The following is a 15,001-nucleotide window of genomic DNA, read 5'->3' as shown; positions in this document are numbered from 1 at the left end:
AAACGGATTCGATTGCGCCAAGCAGGACATGAAAGCCGGTCATCATCGCCTGAAAGCGAGAGATGGTTCACTTACGCCCCGAAGGCGGTCGGCTATCTCGCATGGCTCCGAACGGCAGGAGCACCCATGTTAGCCAAACGACTTCACATCCAGCTCATGAAGTGGATGCCCAACAACTATTCCGAAGCACGCGGTCACGTCCACGAGCTGGAATGGTATCTGTGGTTCGAGGGGCGTCAGGCTTTCAGCCTGTTCGACAAGGGCGATAGCGATGTCGTTCCGCAGGCTGGATATTTTACCGACAGCCGGAACCATGGCGCCCACCCCGTTCGTCCGATGATCTATCCGCTGGTCGTCAACAACCGCTTCAAGGTGCGGCTGGTGGCGATCGAGCGTGACGGACCGCAAAAGATAGACCCCGACGACACCGCCAAAGGCGAATTCTACATCGACCTCGACACCAAATATCCGCCGGTCTCGGACTGGCGCATCATTGCTGCCGATCCGCGCAATACCGACCTCAACGTGGAAGCGTCGTTCCAGCTGCAATGGCTGGACTATGTCGATACCGCCGAGATTGCCGAGGATGGCCCGCCACGCATCATCGACAAGTCCAACTATCCCTATCCCTGGGGCGCCAATGTGATGGTGTTCGAGCACTGGCTCGGGCTTGGCCGCAAGGCGCCGCTCAAACTCATCGACCCGAACCGCGCATCGCGCCGCGAATACTGGATGATCAATGGCAATGCGGCCCGGCGCATGGTGCAGGACCTCTATCGCTTCAACGTCAACCAGCTTGGCGTCGCCAACGACACCATCAGCAGTGTTTACGTGCCGAAGCTCAATGCCGGCCACGTCACGGTGACGCTTTACGAACACGATTTCAGCGACGGCCGCTTCGCGCAAGGGGCGAAGAAGTCCTTCGGCTCTGTCGGCCTCTTCAATCTCAGGGATACCGGTTTCGATGACCGCGTCTCATCGGCCGAGGTGATCCATACCTATCCCAAGGTGATCCATCGGGACGTGCATTAGGGCCGGATTGCGCTGTTCGCCGGCTCAGGATGGGCCATCGACATGAGTGATGCGCCAGATGGTGCCGTTGCCATCCTCGGTGACGATAAGCGCGCCGTCCTTGGCCACCGCGACGCCGACCGGCCGGCCCCAGACGGCGTCGTCGGAGAGGACGAAGCCGGTGATGAAATCCTGGTACTCGCCGGTCGGCTTGCCGTCGCTGAATCTCAGCCGCACCACCTTGTAGCCGGTCCTCATACCACGGTTCCAGGAGCCGTGCAGGGCGACGAAGGCGTCACCCTTGTACTCTGCCGGGAAATTGCCGCCGTCATAGAAGGCGACGTTGAGCGGCGCCGAATGCGCCTGCATCAGCACGTCGGGCACGGTGACGGAGCCGGCGAGGTCTGGGCGCGCGCCCTCGTGACGCGGGTCCTCGTTGGCGCCGATATAATACCAGGGCCACCCATAGAAGGCGCCATCCTTGACTGAGGTGGCATATTCGAACGGCACATCGTCGCCGAGACCGTCGCGCTCGTTGACGACACACCACAGCGCGCCGGTGGCCGGCTGCACGGTCATGCCCGAACAATTGCGCAGGCCGGTAGCGAGGATGCGGCCATTCTTGCCGTCGGGGCCGAAGGCCAGCACGTCGGCACGGCCATCCTCGGAACCCCAGGTGGCGCCGAGTGGCTGTGATTTTGCCCAGGCGCCAAGGCCGCCCTTCGGTGCCTTCTGCATGCCCTCCGCGACGTTCGATCCGGAGCCGACCGAGAGATACAGCGTCTTTCCGTCCGGCGAGAAGGCGATATCGCGGGTCCAGTGGCCGCCGGTAGGGATGTCGGAGACAATCGTCTCCGGTTCGCCGGAGGCTTTAAGGTCGCCGTCGCGATAGGCGTAGCGGACCACGCTGTCGTTGTTGGCGACGTAGACCCATTGCGGCTTGTCGCCAGGCGGGTAGAAGGCGATGCCATAGGGCTGGTTGAGATTGTCGGCAAAAATGCCCTCTTCGGCCGGCTTCGCGCTACCCTTGGCCAGCCGATAGACGCGGATCTGGTTGGCGTCACTGTCGGCGACGAACAGGTCGCCGTTCGGCGCCACGCGCACGACCCGCGGATTGGAAATGCCGGAAGCAACCAGTTCGGCCGAAAACCCAGGCGGCAGGACGGGCTTCGCGCCCTCGGGCCGATCGCCAAGGCCGGCGCTGTTGGAGGCGGATTCGGTGATGTTGGGCTTTTGCAGATCATCCGGCTTGATCAGCCGGCGCACACCTGGCTTGTCGGCCGTCCAGTCGCCGAAAGCGTCTTTGCCGGTCAGCAGCGGTTGATCGGCCTCCTGGGCGAAGGCGCTGGTGGCCAGAAGCAGGGCAAGGCCTGCCAAGCCGGCAATCCGGATCATGCTGTTCTCCTCGAACTCGCGCCGGTCGGCGCGTCATGCACAAGGGAGATATTGTGCGGCCGCCGCAAAAGAGAAGCGTGCGCGCGCGCAGATTCGACGAGAGAACCGCTCAACTTTCCTCTTCGACGTCGAGATCGTCGTCGAGACGCTTTTCCAATGCGACGAGATCTTCCGGCAGCGGCAAGCCCATGGCGCGCATTTCGCGCAGTTTTTCGCGCAGCTGCTCCTGGATTTCGTGCTCGTCCTCCGGCTGGTTGACCATTTCTTCGAGCAGCATGCTGATCTGGGCCTTGAACGATTCAAGCGCCATTCTGCGCCCTCCTTTACGGTGATCCCGGCTTTCGAATTATCTTAACATCCGGGTAATCAATTGCGCAGTGTAGTCGACCATAGGCACGATGCGGGCATAATTCAGCCTGGTCGGGCCGATGACGCCGAGCGCGCCGACGACGCGGGCGTCCTTGTCGCGGTAAGGCGCCACGACCAGCGACGAGCCGGAGAGCGAGAACAGCTTGTTTTCCGAGCCGATGAAGATCCGCACGCCGGGGCCGTCCTCGGCGAGGTCGAGCAGCTGGATCAGCCCGTCCTGCGTCTCCAGATCCTCGAACAGGTGGCGCAGCAATTCGATATCGGCCTGGGCGGTGACGTTTTCGAGCAAATTGGCGCGGCCGCGCACGATAAGGCGCGCCGGCAGGCCGCTATCGGCGCCGGCCCACACCGCCAGGCCTTTCTCGACCAGATCCTGCGACAGCGTGTCCAGCGCTGCCCTGGTCTCGTCCTTGATGCGGGCGATCTCGATGCGCGCCTCGGCGAGCGTGCGGCCCCTGATATGGGCGTTGAGGAAGTTGGAGGCCTCGTGCAGCTGCGAGACGGTGATGCCGGCCGGCAGGTCGACGACGCGGTTCTCGACATCGCCATTCTGCGACACCATCACCGCCAGCGCCTTGGTCGGCTCGAGCTGGATGAACTCGATGTGCTTCAGCGCCACCTCGTTCTTGGTGGCGAGCACCAGGCCGGCGCCGCGCGACATGCCCGACAGCATCTGGCTGGCCTCGGTCAGCATGTGTTCCAGCGTCGCGCCCGAGCCGGAGGCGCGCACCTGCGCCTCGATGACCCGGCGTTCCTCGTCGGAGAGATCGCCAAGCTCCATGAAGGCATCGACGAAGAAGCGCAGGCCGGTCTGGGTCGGCAGGCGCCCGGCCGAGATGTGCGGGGCATAGATCAGGCCGAGATGCTCGAGGTCGCTCATCACGTTGCGGATGGTGGCCGGCGACAGCGACGACGGCAGGATGCGCGACAGGCTGCGCGATCCCACAGGCTCACCGTCCTTCAGATAGGATTCGACGATGCGCCGGAAAATGTCGCGCGAACGCATGTCGAGCGATTGCAGCGCGGGCGCCAGCAGACTGGGTTCGGTGACTGCCTTGGTCATTCGAGCCAAAAACCTCCGGCTCAAGGATATAGACTTCCATCGCCCCCGCGCAACCCGGCGTCTGTGCCAGATCGCCCGGCCTTTTCCTTTGCGCCATGGGCTGCATGCGTCTACAAGCCGCCGACGCAACCGTAAAAGAACAGAAAGAGGCCTCGATGCGCCCTTCCAAACGCCAAGCCGACGAAATGCGCGCCATCTCGTTCGAGCGCGGCGTCTCCAAACACGCCGAAGGCTCGTGCCTGGTGAAATTCGGCGACACGCATGTGTTGTGCACGGCAAGCCTGGAGGAAAAGGTGCCAGGCTGGATGCGCAATTCCGGCAAGGGCTGGGTGACGGCGGAATACGGCATGCTGCCGCGTTCGACCGGCGAGCGCATGCGCCGTGAAGCCTCGGCCGGCAAGCAAGGCGGCCGCACGCTGGAAATCCAGCGGCTGATCGGCCGCTCCTTGCGCGCCGTTGTCGACCTGCAGGCACTGGGCGAACAGCAGATCACCGTCGACTGCGACGTCATCCAGGCCGATGGCGGCACCCGCACGGCCTCGATCACCGGCGGCTGGGTGGCGCTCTACGATTGCCTGCGCTGGATGGAAGCGCGGCAGATGGCCAGTGTTGCCAAGGTACTGAAGGACCATGTCGCGGCAATTTCCTGCGGCATCCATGACGGCCAGCCGGTCATCGACCTCGACTATATCGAGGATTCATCTGCCGGCACCGACGCCAATTTCGTCATGACCGGCAAGGGCGGCATCGTCGAGATCCAGGGCACCGCCGAGGGCGAGCCGTTCTCGGAAGGGCAGTTCGCGGAGCTGATGGGCCTGGCAAAGAAGGGCATTCAGCGGCTGGTGAGCTTGCAGCAGATGGCTGTGGCCTGATTGAATTTAACGTGATGACGTCGGCGATCCTTCACACCCCCCTCTGGCCTGCCGGCCATCTCCCCCGCAAGGGGGGAGATCAGAGGTCGCTACCGTTTTCGCCAACCATCAACGTTGAGACGCCGAAAGCGGAACTGCCAATCTCCCCCCTTGCGGGGGAGATGCCCGGCAGGGCAGAGGGGGGTGCCTGATGCAACCCTCCGCTATTCTTGAGTCAGCGCTTTACGTCACGGATCTCGCCGCTGCCGAAGCCTTCTACTCCAACGTCCTCGGCCTCCCTCTCCTCGGCAAGGTCGACGGCCGCCATCTCTTCTTCCGCTGCGGCCCGGGCGTGCTGCTGGTCTTCAACGCCGAAGCCACCAAAATCCCGCCGGCGCCCGATGCGCGGCTGAAAGTGCCGCCACATGGCACGGTCGGCGAGGGCCATCTCTGCTTTGCCGCAAGTGCGGATGAACTCGCACAGTGGAAGGCGCAACTTGAGGCGAAAAACATCGCCATCGAAAGCGAATTCGAATGGCCGCAGGGCGGGCGTTCGATCTACATACGCGACCCCTCGTGCAATTCGATCGAATTCGCCGAGCCAAGGATCTGGGGCCTTTGATGCATTCTCTCGATGGAAAGAAGATCGTCGTTGCCAGCCACAATGCGGGCAAGCTGCGCGAATTCGCCGATTTGATGGGTCCGTTCGGCTTCGAGGCGAAGTCGGCCAAGGACTACGGCCTGCCGGAACCGGAGGAGACCGGCACCACCTTCGAGGAAAACGCCTACATCAAGGCCTTCGCCGCGGCTAAGGCGACCGGCTTGCCGGCGCTGTCGGACGATTCGGGCCTGTGCGTCGACGCGCTCGACGGCGCCCCCGGCGTCTACACCGCCAATTGGGCCGAAGCTCCCGATGGCAGCCGCGACTTCAGCATGGCCATGCAGCGCACCGAAGTGGCCTTGCAGGAGGTCGGCGCCGCCAAGCCAGCGCAGCGCAAGGGGCGGTTCGTCGCCGTCATCTGCCTGGCCTTCCCCAATGGCGAAGCTGAATATTATCGCGGCGAAGCTGAGGGAACGCTGGTGTGGCCGCCGCGCGGCGAACTCGGCTTCGGCTACGACCCGGTGTTTTTGCCGGACGGTTTCGAAAAGACGTTCGGCGAGATGAGCGCTGAGGAAAAACACGGCTGGAAGCCCGGCCAGCCGACGGCGCTGTCGCACCGCGCCCGCGCCTTCCAGAAATTCGCCCGCGCCAGGTTAGGCTCAGCTTAATGTCGCTGGACCGCAGCCCGGGCTTCGGCGTCTACATCCATTGGCCGTTCTGCGCGGCCAAATGCCCGTATTGCGACTTCAACAGCCATGTCCGTCACCAGCCGGTCGACCAGGAGCGCTTTGCCCGCGCCTTCGAGACCGAGCTGAAGACCATGAGCGAGCGCACCGGGCCGCGCGAAGTGACCAGCATCTTTCTCGGCGGCGGCACACCGTCGCTGATGCAGCCGCAGACGGTGGCGGCGGTGCTGGACGCCGTGGCGAAGAATTGGACGGTGCCCGACGGCATCGAGGTGACGCTGGAAGCCAATCCATCTTCGGTAGAGGCCGAGCGCTTTCGCGGCTACCGCGCCGCCGGCGTCAACCGCGTGTCGCTCGGCGTGCAGGCGCTGAACGACAAGGATCTGCGCTTCCTCGGCCGGCTGCACAATGTCGACGAGGCGCTGCATGCAATTGGCCTGGCACGGGACATATTCCCAAGACTTTCCTTCGACCTGATCTACGCCCGCCCCGGCCAGACGCTGGACGACTGGCAGGCGGAGCTCGAACAGGCGATCGGCCATGCCGCCGACCATCTGTCGCTCTACCAGCTGACCATCGAGGAAGGCACGCCGTTCCATGCGCTGCATGCGGCGCACAAGTTTACCGTTCCCGACAATGACCGGGCCGCCGATCTCTATGCGCTGACTCAGGAGGTCACCGCGGCGCATGGCCTGCCGGCCTATGAGATTTCCAACCACGCCAGGCCGGGCGCCGAGAGCCGGCACAATCTGACCTATTGGCGGTATGGCGAATATGTCGGCGTCGGACCGGGCGCGCATGGCCGCTTTATCGAGAACGGCCACCGCACCGTGACGATCGCCGAGCGGATGCCGGAGACCTGGGCCAATCTGGTGGAGGCTAGGGGCCATGGCGTCACCGGCGGCGAGATCCTGACGCGCTCCGAAGAGGCCGACGAGTTCCTGCTGATGGGGCTGAGGTTGGCCGAAGGCATCGACCTTTCCCGCTACGAGGCGTTTTCCGGGCGCGGCCTGTCGAGCGCCCGGCTGACCGTGCTGCAGGATGAGGGGCTGGTGGCGCCGATCGGCAATGCCAGGCTACGCGCCACGCCAGCCGGCATGATCGTGCTCGATGCCGTGGTGGCGGATTTGGCGCGGTGAGCCCACAGGGCAAATGGCCGGGCTGTTGGACGATTTATCGGCTTGAGCAAGGATGCTAGAAAGTCGACTTGTTGAACCGCTGGCGTGCCAGCGCCGCATCCGAGGTGACTCCTGCGATGACGTTCCTGATCCACGAGACCTTGATGACATTGAACACGGATGATGTGTTCGAGTTTGGATTGACCGAAATCTTGAGACCTCCAGAGCAAGACGACCTCTTTGAGGCTCAGGCGATTTTCATCAGGAACGCAACGGTCACATCGAAACTAAAATTGACCCACTTGAGCGAATTCAGCGTTGTCCTCAGTTTCATAACATATATTGGAAATAAACTTCGCGGGATCGCCAAGGATGAGTTGCTCGAGTTTGATCTGAATGGACTCACATTTGATCAGTACATCCCTCTCAGCAAAAATCTGCGTAAAATCTGGGATGAGTAGTCGGTGAAGAACGTCCTGTTCGTCTGCAGCCAGAACCGCTTGCGCAGCCCGACCGCCGAGCAGGTGTTCTCCAAACGTAGGGATATCGAGGTCGAGTCGGCCGGCACCAATCACGATGCAGACACGCCGCTGACGCATGAGCTGGTCGCCTGGGCCGACATCGTCTTCGTGATGGAAAAGGCGCACCGCACCAAGCTGCAGAAGAAATTCAAGGAGAGCCTGAAGAAGGCCCGCGTCATCTGCCTCGACATCCCGGATGATTACGGATTCATGGATCCGGAGTTGGTGCGATTGCTGGAGGTGAGGTGACGCGATACCTGGGCTGACTGATGTGGTTGGGGCGTTCCACGCCCGCGTTCGCCATCCTCGGGCTTCACCCGGGATTTGCCGCGAGGTTAAGGCGCTGCAGCGGTTCAGAATTCTGCGCCGCTGCATCCTTCGGCAGAGGTCACGGAATGGATCATAGGGTCTGCGCCGCGTCACTTCGCTCCTTGCTTCGCCCTAGGATGACGATGTTGCACCGATCGACAAACTAAGCGTCGTGCTTGAAGCGGCGCTTGCCGCGGTGTTTCTCGGCATGCGCCTCTCCGGTCCGGGCCGGCTTGGCGTCGCTCTTGTCCCGGCGGACGCTGTTCTGGTCGTTCATCGGATGCGGCGGCGCGCCTTCGCGGGCGCTCTTCGTTTCAAGACGGGTGATGAAGATATCGAAACGATTGGGCATCGTACGGTCAGTGCTCCGTCGTGCTGTCCGGTTTGTTGTCCGAAAGCCTGACATTCGTCGGCAAGGCGGTGGCCGCCCGACTGGCCAGGCCGGTGTCGCTTTCGGCGAGCGCACGCTTGCCCTTTCGCGCAGTGAAGCGCTTGCGCTCGGCATAATAGGGCTCGAAAACGTCCTGCAATTCCAGGCTGTCCATCCTGTCCTCCTCCTCAAGAGACTCAGGTATTCAATCCGCCAGCCACGCTTTCGTTCCCCACTGTGGCAAAGACATGGCCGCCGGGTTACATCGGCGTCAGGTTTGGCTCGATGTTCGGGAGTTTTGCAACCCGGCGCGCGCCGTGCCAAACAGGGCGAAATGGAGAGACCCCGGTGACCGGCGAGAAGCGCAGCTATGTGATCGGGCAGACCGAGATCGCGGTCCGGTCGCTGGCGCCGGCGCTGTATCTGGTGGCGACGCCGATCGGCAACCTCTCCGACATCACGCTGCGCGCGCTGGAGACGCTCGCCGCCGCCGACATCGTCGCCTGCGAGGACACTCGCGTCTCGCGCGTGTTGCTCGATCGCTACGGCATCCGGCGGCGCACCACCGCTTATCACGAGCACAACGCCGGCGAGGCCGGGCCGAAGCTGATCGCGGCACTCGAGGCCGGGCAGAGCGTGGCGCTGATTTCGGATGCCGGCACGCCGCTGATCTCCGACCCAGGCTACCGGCTGGTCGGCGAAGCGCTGGAGCGCGGCCTGCGCGTGGTGCCGATCCCCGGCCCATCGGCGCCGCTGGCGGCGCTGACGGCGTCGGGCCTGCCGTCCGACGCCTTCCTGTTTGCCGGGTTTCTGCCGGTGAAATCAGGGCAGCGGATGACAAAGCTGGAAACGTTCAGGGCGGTGCCGGCAACGCTGATCTTCTTCGAGTCGCCACGCCGGCTGGCCGAAACGCTGGTCGCCATGGTCGAGGCGTTGGGCGGCGCGCGCAAGGCCGCCATCGGCCGCGAGCTGACCAAGACTTTCGAAGAGATGCGGACGGGAACGCTGCAGGCGCTGGCCGATTATTATGCGGCGGCCGATACGCCGAAGGGCGAAATCGTCATCTGCGTCGGGCCCGCCGAGATCAAGGCCGACCAACCCGCCGACATCGACAGGCTGCTGCTGTCGCTGGCCGCCGAAATGCCGGCGTCCAAGGCGGCGGCGGAAGCGGCGAAGATGACAGGCGGGCAGAAGCAGTCGCTCTACCGCCGGCTGCTGGAACTCAGGGATGCGGTTGGAGAAGGCGAAGGTGGCTGAGCGCCCGGCCGCCAGCCGCCAAAAAGCCTATCGGCGCGGCCATCGCGGCGAGTGGCTGGCGGCGGCGGCGCTGATGCAAAAGGTTATCGCATCCTCGCCCGCCGGCATCGCACCCGCTTCGGCGAGATCGACCTGATCGCCAGGCGCGGCGACCTGGTGCTGTTCGTCGAGGTCAAGGCGCGGCGCACGCTGATGGAAGCGATGGAGGCGATTGGCCACGAATTGGAGCGCCGCATCGAGGGCGCGGCCGACATCTGGCTGTCGCGCCAACCGGATTATGGCAGATTGTCGATGCGCTTCGACATGATCGCGGTGCTGCCCTGGCGCTGGCCTGTGCATGTCGAGAACGCGTTTTATGGGAGGAGTTAGCGGCCTTTACCCTCCCCCTTGTGGGGAGGGTCGGTGAGCAAGCGACGCGTCGTTGGCGAAACGGGGCGGGGGTGTGGCGCCGACCCCCACCCCGATCCGCTTTGCGGATCGACTGACCGGGGCGAGCCGCCTGTCTCGCCCGTCCTTCGGACCCCCACAAGGGGGGAGGGTAAAGCTCACCCCCAGATCATCAGCGCCACCAACCCCACAGTGCCCACCACCAGGCGCCACCAGCCGAAGAGCGAGTAGCCGTTGCGCGAGACGTAATCGAGCAGGAAGCGCACGACGATCAGCGCGGTAACGAAGGCGGCGACGAAGCCGATGGCGATGATCGGCAGATCGGCGCTGCTCAGCACGTTGCGGTTCTTGAACAGATCGAAGGCGAAGGCGCCGACCATGGTCGGTATGGCGAGGAAGAAGGAGAATTCCGCCGCCGCGCGCTTGTCGACGCCCAGCAGCAGCGCGCCGACGATGGTCGAACCGGAGCGCGACGTCCCGGGGATCAGCGACAGGCACTGGAACAGGCCGATTTGCAAATAAAGCCTTGTCGGGAAGCGCTCGACGTCGCGGTAGACCGGCTGCAGCTTCATGCGGTCGACGACCAGCAGCACGACGCCGCCGATGATCAGCATGATGCAGATCAGCCTTGGCGATTCGAACAGCACCGTCTTGATGAAATCATGCGCCAGCGCGCCGATGATGGCGGCCGGCAGGAAGGCAATCAGGATGCCGATGACGAAATGCCGCGTCAGCCGATCATGCGGCAGGTCGAGCAGCATCTGCCACAGACGGCGGAAATAGACGCTGAGGATCGCCAGGATGGCGCCGAGCTGGATCAGGATCTCGAACGCCTTGCCGGTGGAATGGAAGCCGAGGAAATGGCCGGCGAGCAGGATATGGCCGGTCGAGGAGACCGGGATGAACTCGGTCAGCCCCTCCAGCAGGCCGAGCAGCAGGGCTTCGACGATGGTGTGGCTATCCATGGCAACCTCGGCATTCAAGGGACGGAAGGAAACGGCTGGCAAAAGGGCTTGCTTGTCACGGCGCGGAAGTCCCCCTATAGGTCGCAGCACCGTGACGGCCGCATGACGGGCCGCCAAGACTTACCGGTGCGGACGGCGATTCGCCAGTGCGCCTTAATATCGCGGAATCATGCTGACGCTTTTCCATCACCCGATGTTCGCCACCTGCCGCTTCGTGCGCCTCGCCTTCGGCGAATATGGCGAGGAGCTGGCGCTGATCGAGGAAAAACCGTGGACGCGGCGCAAGGAGTTTTTGGCGCTGAACCCCGCCGGCACCTTGCCTATCCTGCTGGCCGAAGGCGACGTGCCGATCGTCGGCGCCATGGTGATCGCTGAATATCTCGACGAAACACGTGGTGTCCTGAAGCGCGACAAGCGCCTGTTTGCGGAAGACCCGATGCAGCGCGCCGAAATCCGCCGCCTGACCGACTGGTATCTCAACAAGGCCGAGAGCGAAGTGACCCGGCATCTGGTGCGCGAGCGCGTGCTGAAGCCGGTGATGCCGGAAACGGCGGGCGGCGGTTCCCCCGATTCGGCGGCGATCCGCGCGGCGCGCGCCAACATTCGCCAGCACATGAAGTACACCAACTGGCTGGCCGGCACCCGTCATTGGCTGGCCGGCAGCAAGGTCACCTATGCCGACCTGGCGGCAGCGGCGACGCTGTCGGTGCTGGATTATCTCGGCGAGATCGATTGGCGCGAGCATGCCGCGGCGCGCGAATGGTACACGCGGGTGAAATCGCGGCCGTCGTTCCGGCCGCTGCTCTCCGACCGGGTTCGCGGCCTGTCGCCGGTTTCGCATTATGCGGACCTCGACTTCTAGAAGCCAAACCCTGCGCGCGCTGATCGACGCCGAGGCGCGGCGCGCCGGCTTCGATGCGGTTGCCGTCACCACGCCTGACGCGATCCCGCTGGCGCCGGCCAGATTGGCAGAATTCGTCGCCGATGGTTTTCACGGTTCGATGGCTTGGATTGCGGAGACGCTCCAACGCCGCAGCGAGCCTTCGACGCTGTGGCCCGAGGTGCGCTCGATCATCGTGCTGGCAATGAATTACGGCCCCGACCACGATCCGCGTGCGCTGCAGGCAAGGCGCGATCGCGGCGCGATCTCGGTCTATGCGCAAAACCGCGACTATCACGAAGTGATGAAGGGCCGGCTGAAGGAGATCGCCGGCAAGATCGTCGCGCGGGCCGGCGGCGACGTGAAGGTTTTCGTCGATACGGCCCCGGTTATGGAAAAGCCGCTGGCTGAGGCCGCCGGGCTCGGCTGGCAAGGCAAGCACACCAATCTGGTCAGCCGCGAGCACGGCTCCTGGCTGTTTCTCGGCACCATCTTCACCACGGCGGAGCTCACGCCAGATGCGACCGACGTAGACCATTGCGGTTCCTGCCGCGCCTGCCTCGACGCCTGCCCGACCGATGCCTTTCCGGCGCCCTACCGGCTCGATGCCAGGCGCTGCATCTCCTACCTGACCATCGAGAACAAGGGGCCGATCCCGCAAGAATTCCGCGAAAAGATCGGCAACCGCATCTATGGCTGCGACGATTGCCTTGCCGCCTGCCCGTGGAACAAGTTTGCCCGCGCCGCTTCGGAAGCCAAGCTTGCTGCCCGCGACGAACTGCGCGAGCCGCCGCTGGGCGAGCTGTTGCAGCTAGACGACACGGCGTTCCGGACCTTTTTCTCCGGCTCGCCGATCAAGCGCATCGGCCGCGACCGCTTTGTCCGCAATGTGCTGGTTGCCGCCGGCAATTCCGGCGATGTTTCGCTGGCCGGCCCGGTGCGCGATCTGCTTGGCGATGCCTCGCCGCTGGTGCGCGGCGCGGCGATCTGGGCGCTGTCGCGGCTGGTGCCGGCCGCCGAATTCAACAGGCAGGCGGCGATCTACTCGAACACTGAAACCGACACGACAGTGCGGGGCGAATGGCTGTCCGTATTGCCAATTGAGGCGCACGCATGAGCGAAAAACAGGTTTTTATCTTCGGCGCCGGCTATTCGGGCAAAGCCTTTGCACGGGCCAATGCGGAGGCGATTACGATCTTCGGCACCACGCGCTCGGCCGAGAAATTCGAGGCATTGCGTCAGGCCGGCATCGCGCCGCTGCTGTTTCACGGCGCCCTGACACCTGAAATCGGCGAAACGCTGGAGACCACCACCCATCTTGTCATCTCCGTAGCCCCGGAGGAGGCCGGCGACCCTGTGCTTCTCGCCGCGCGCAAGGCGATCGAGGCGATGCCGGCGCTTCGCTGGATCGGCTATCTCTCGACCGTCGGCGTCTATGGCAATTATGACGGTGCCTGGGTCGATGAAACGGCCGAATGCCGGCCGGTGTCGAAACGCTCGTCGATGCGAGTGGCGGCCGAGCGGGGCTGGCTGCAGCTTGGACTCGAGACCGGCAAGCCGGTGGCCATCCTGCGGCTTTCCGGCATTTACGGGCCGGGTCGCAACGCGCTGGTCAATCTGGAAAACGGCACGGCCAGGCGGCTGGTCAAGCCCGACCAGGTGTTCAACCGCATCCATTGCGACGACATCGCCGGCGCGCTCTGGCACCTCATCGGTGGCAATAGAGGCGGCATTTTCAACATCACCGATGACGAGCCGGCGCCGCCGCAGGATGTCGTCACCTATGCCGCTTCGCTGATGGGCGTCGAGCCGCCGCCGGAGATTCCTTTCGAGACCGCCCAACTTTCGCCCATGGCGCGGTCCTTCTATGGCGAGAACAAGCGCGTCGCCAACGCCGCGATCAAGGCAGCGGGCTACCGGTTCCGCTATCCGGACTACCGCCAGGCGTTCGATCGGATGTGGGCCGACGGCAGCTGGCGCGACGGCGAGCCGCGCAGCCCGATGAAGGTAGATAATCGAAACGCGAGCCCGAGGGTGATATGATTCGATTGTGTTGCGGACTTTTGCAGTGGGGTTCATGACGATTTCGATGCGATCCTTGACCGGCAGACGGCCGTTCCTGACGGCGGCGCTGGCGATCGTGGCGCTGGCCGGGCTGGTGGCGGGCGCAATCACGGCCGAGCCACGGGCAAAAGACCTGTTCGGCGCCAAGAAGCTGCCGGCGGTGGCTGCGGCGCAATCCTTCGGCTTCTATTCAAAGGGCTGCTTCACTGGCGGCGTCGCCATTCCGATGGACGGCCAGAACTGGGAGGTGATGCGTCCCTCGCGCAACCGGCGCTGGGGTCATCCAACGATGATTGCGCTGATCGAGAAACTGTCGCGCGATGCCGCCGCCGACGGCTGGCCGGGGCTTCTGATCGGCGACATTTCGCAGCCGCGCGGCGGGCCGATGCTGACCGGGCACGCCTCGCACCAGATCGGCCTCGACGCCGACATCTGGCTGACGCCAATGCCCGACCGCAAGCTCACCACCCAGGAGCGCGAAAACATCAGCGCCACGCTGATGGTCGACGACAAGACGCATCTGGTGAAGGACAGGCTGTGGAAGCCGATGCATACCAAGCTGTTGAAGCGCGCGGCGAGCTATCCGGAAGTCGAGCGCATCCTGGTCAATCCAGGCATCAAGAAGAAGCTGTGCGACACCGTCACCGGCGACCGTACCTGGCTGAGAAAAATCCGGCCGTTCTGGGGCCATGACTATCATTTCCACATCCGCATCGGCTGCCAGCCGGGTTCGCCCAACTGCAAGGGACAGGAAGCGACGCCCGACGATGACGGCTGCGGCAAGCCGCTGGCCTGGTGGTTTACCGAGGAGCCGTGGCGCCCCAACAAGAACCCGGACGCGCCCAAGGCGCGCGACCTGATGACGATGGCGAACCTGCCGAAACAATGCCAGTTCGTGCTCGACCAGCCCGACGCGGACTCGGCGGAAGCCGTCACCTATCGCGGCGGCGGCGTGCCGATCGCCGCCAGGGCGCCGGAACCCGACGCGCCTCCGCCTATTGCGGGCAATGCGGGCGGCTTGCCAAACGCAGCCAACGCCTTCACCGCCACGCCGGAGATCGGCATTCCCCTGCCAAGGCGACGGCCGCCGGCAAACGTCGGACAGTGATGGCGAACTGACGCTTTCCCTTTCCGGGGCCATGCGCTAGTCAATC

17 protein-coding genes and 2 pseudogenes are annotated in these 15,001 nt (G+C 64.1%); 14 read left to right on the top strand and 5 right to left on the bottom strand.

Going from position 1 to position 15,001, the window contains the following annotated elements; translation table 11 throughout:
• Window positions 1–126 precede the first annotated feature (126 nt).
• On the top strand, window positions 127–1,032 hold the full coding sequence (locus AC3EMP_RS04170; RefSeq protein ID WP_031355655.1) for a hypothetical protein: 906 nt from the start codon (window positions 127–129) through the stop codon (window positions 1,030–1,032).
• Window positions 1,033–1,056: 24 nt separating this feature from the next.
• Here AC3EMP_RS04170 and AC3EMP_RS04165 read toward each other — a convergent pair whose 3' ends face one another.
• The 3 genes from AC3EMP_RS04165 to hrcA all read right to left on the bottom strand — a co-directional run bounded on the left by AC3EMP_RS04165 (window position 1,057) and on the right by hrcA (window position 3,838).
• On the bottom strand, window positions 1,057–2,406 hold the full coding sequence (locus tag AC3EMP_RS04165; RefSeq protein WP_023698061.1) for a PQQ-dependent sugar dehydrogenase: 1,350 nt from the start codon (window positions 2,404–2,406) through the stop codon (window positions 1,057–1,059).
• Between the two features lie 109 nt (window positions 2,407–2,515).
• Window positions 2,516–2,716 carry a hypothetical protein gene (locus AC3EMP_RS04160; protein WP_023672050.1) on the bottom strand — a complete coding sequence of 67 codons (201 nt, stop codon included), beginning with the start codon at window positions 2,714–2,716 and terminating at the stop codon, window positions 2,516–2,518.
• A 36-nt stretch (window positions 2,717–2,752) separates the two neighbouring features.
• The gene (hrcA, locus tag AC3EMP_RS04155; protein ID WP_023681233.1) at window positions 2,753–3,838 is read right to left on the bottom strand and encodes a heat-inducible transcriptional repressor HrcA; all 1,086 of its coding nucleotides are present in this window, start codon (window positions 3,836–3,838) and stop codon (window positions 2,753–2,755) included.
• Between the two features lie 155 nt (window positions 3,839–3,993).
• Between hrcA and rph the strand changes: the two genes are divergently transcribed.
• The 7 genes and pseudogenes from rph to AC3EMP_RS04120 form a co-directional block, all read left to right on the top strand.
• Window positions 3,994–4,710 (top strand): ribonuclease PH, encoded by a 717-nt coding sequence (rph, locus tag AC3EMP_RS04150; RefSeq protein ID WP_023672052.1) that lies wholly within the window; start codon window positions 3,994–3,996, stop codon window positions 4,708–4,710.
• Between the two features lie 190 nt (window positions 4,711–4,900).
• The gene (locus tag AC3EMP_RS04145; protein ID WP_352710492.1) at window positions 4,901–5,311 is read left to right on the top strand and encodes a VOC family protein; all 411 of its coding nucleotides are present in this window, start codon (window positions 4,901–4,903) and stop codon (window positions 5,309–5,311) included.
• A complete protein-coding gene (gene rdgB, locus AC3EMP_RS04140) occupies window positions 5,311–5,958 on the top strand; it encodes an RdgB/HAM1 family non-canonical purine NTP pyrophosphatase (RefSeq protein WP_023822354.1) in 648 nt (215 codons plus the stop codon). Before AC3EMP_RS04145 ends, rdgB begins: the two co-directional genes overlap by 1 nt.
• The gene (gene hemW / locus AC3EMP_RS04135) at window positions 5,958–7,115 is read left to right on the top strand and encodes a radical SAM family heme chaperone HemW (RefSeq protein WP_023822353.1); all 1,158 of its coding nucleotides are present in this window, start codon (window positions 5,958–5,960) and stop codon (window positions 7,113–7,115) included. Before rdgB ends, hemW begins: the two co-directional genes overlap by 1 nt.
• A 71-nt stretch (window positions 7,116–7,186) precedes the next feature.
• Window positions 7,187–7,555, top strand: coding sequence for a hypothetical protein (locus AC3EMP_RS04130; RefSeq protein WP_155921660.1), 369 nt, complete (start codon window positions 7,187–7,189; stop codon window positions 7,553–7,555).
• Between the two features lie 3 nt (window positions 7,556–7,558).
• A complete protein-coding gene (locus AC3EMP_RS04125) occupies window positions 7,559–7,864 on the top strand; it encodes a low molecular weight protein tyrosine phosphatase family protein (protein WP_031197422.1) in 306 nt (101 codons plus the stop codon).
• Between the two features lie 205 nt (window positions 7,865–8,069).
• Window positions 8,070–8,204 (top strand): annotated as a pseudogene (locus AC3EMP_RS04120) (EamA family transporter); the annotation flags it as partial.
• Window positions 8,205–8,283: 79 nt separating this feature from the next.
• Here AC3EMP_RS04120 and AC3EMP_RS04115 read toward each other — a convergent pair.
• The gene (locus AC3EMP_RS04115) at window positions 8,284–8,469 is read right to left on the bottom strand and encodes a hypothetical protein (RefSeq protein ID WP_023687558.1); all 186 of its coding nucleotides are present in this window, start codon (window positions 8,467–8,469) and stop codon (window positions 8,284–8,286) included.
• A gap of 173 nt (window positions 8,470–8,642) precedes the next feature.
• On the opposite strand from AC3EMP_RS04115, the gene rsmI reads away from it, so the two are divergent.
• A complete protein-coding gene (gene rsmI / locus AC3EMP_RS04110; RefSeq protein ID WP_023816139.1) occupies window positions 8,643–9,551 on the top strand; it encodes a 16S rRNA (cytidine(1402)-2'-O)-methyltransferase in 909 nt (302 codons plus the stop codon).
• Window positions 9,544–9,920 (top strand): annotated as a pseudogene (locus AC3EMP_RS04105) (YraN family protein). The gene rsmI and the pseudogene AC3EMP_RS04105 overlap by 8 nt, the downstream one beginning before the upstream one ends.
• 176 nt (window positions 9,921–10,096) lie before the next feature.
• On the opposite strand, the gene AC3EMP_RS04100 reads toward AC3EMP_RS04105, so the two are convergent.
• A complete protein-coding gene (locus AC3EMP_RS04100) occupies window positions 10,097–10,903 on the bottom strand; it encodes an undecaprenyl-diphosphate phosphatase (RefSeq protein WP_023745885.1) in 807 nt (268 codons plus the stop codon).
• A 169-nt stretch (window positions 10,904–11,072) separates the two neighbouring features.
• On the opposite strand from AC3EMP_RS04100, the gene AC3EMP_RS04095 reads away from it, so the two are divergent.
• Genes AC3EMP_RS04095 through mepA form a run of 4 tightly spaced genes read left to right on the top strand, consistent with a single transcriptional unit; the run spans window position 11,073 to window position 14,955 of the window.
• Window positions 11,073–11,765, top strand: a complete 693-nt coding sequence (locus AC3EMP_RS04095) for a glutathione S-transferase family protein (RefSeq protein WP_023672063.1) — start codon at window positions 11,073–11,075, stop codon at window positions 11,763–11,765.
• A complete protein-coding gene (gene queG / locus AC3EMP_RS04090; RefSeq protein ID WP_023816138.1) occupies window positions 11,746–12,900 on the top strand; it encodes a tRNA epoxyqueuosine(34) reductase QueG in 1,155 nt (384 codons plus the stop codon). The genes AC3EMP_RS04095 and queG overlap by 20 nt, the downstream gene beginning before the upstream one ends.
• The gene (locus AC3EMP_RS04085; RefSeq protein ID WP_023710340.1) at window positions 12,897–13,826 is read left to right on the top strand and encodes an SDR family oxidoreductase; all 930 of its coding nucleotides are present in this window, start codon (window positions 12,897–12,899) and stop codon (window positions 13,824–13,826) included. The genes queG and AC3EMP_RS04085 overlap by 4 nt, the downstream gene beginning before the upstream one ends.
• A 46-nt stretch (window positions 13,827–13,872) precedes the next feature.
• Entirely contained in the window at window positions 13,873–14,955 is a 1,083-nt protein-coding gene (mepA, locus tag AC3EMP_RS04080) for a penicillin-insensitive murein endopeptidase (RefSeq protein WP_460221917.1), read from the top strand.
• Window positions 14,956–15,001 lie beyond the last annotated feature (46 nt).

It is taken from the genome of Mesorhizobium sp. P160219, from assembly GCF_057786095.1.
The sequence above is the reverse complement of the archived record's forward strand: the minus strand, read 5'-3'. Positions and strand labels throughout refer to the sequence as shown.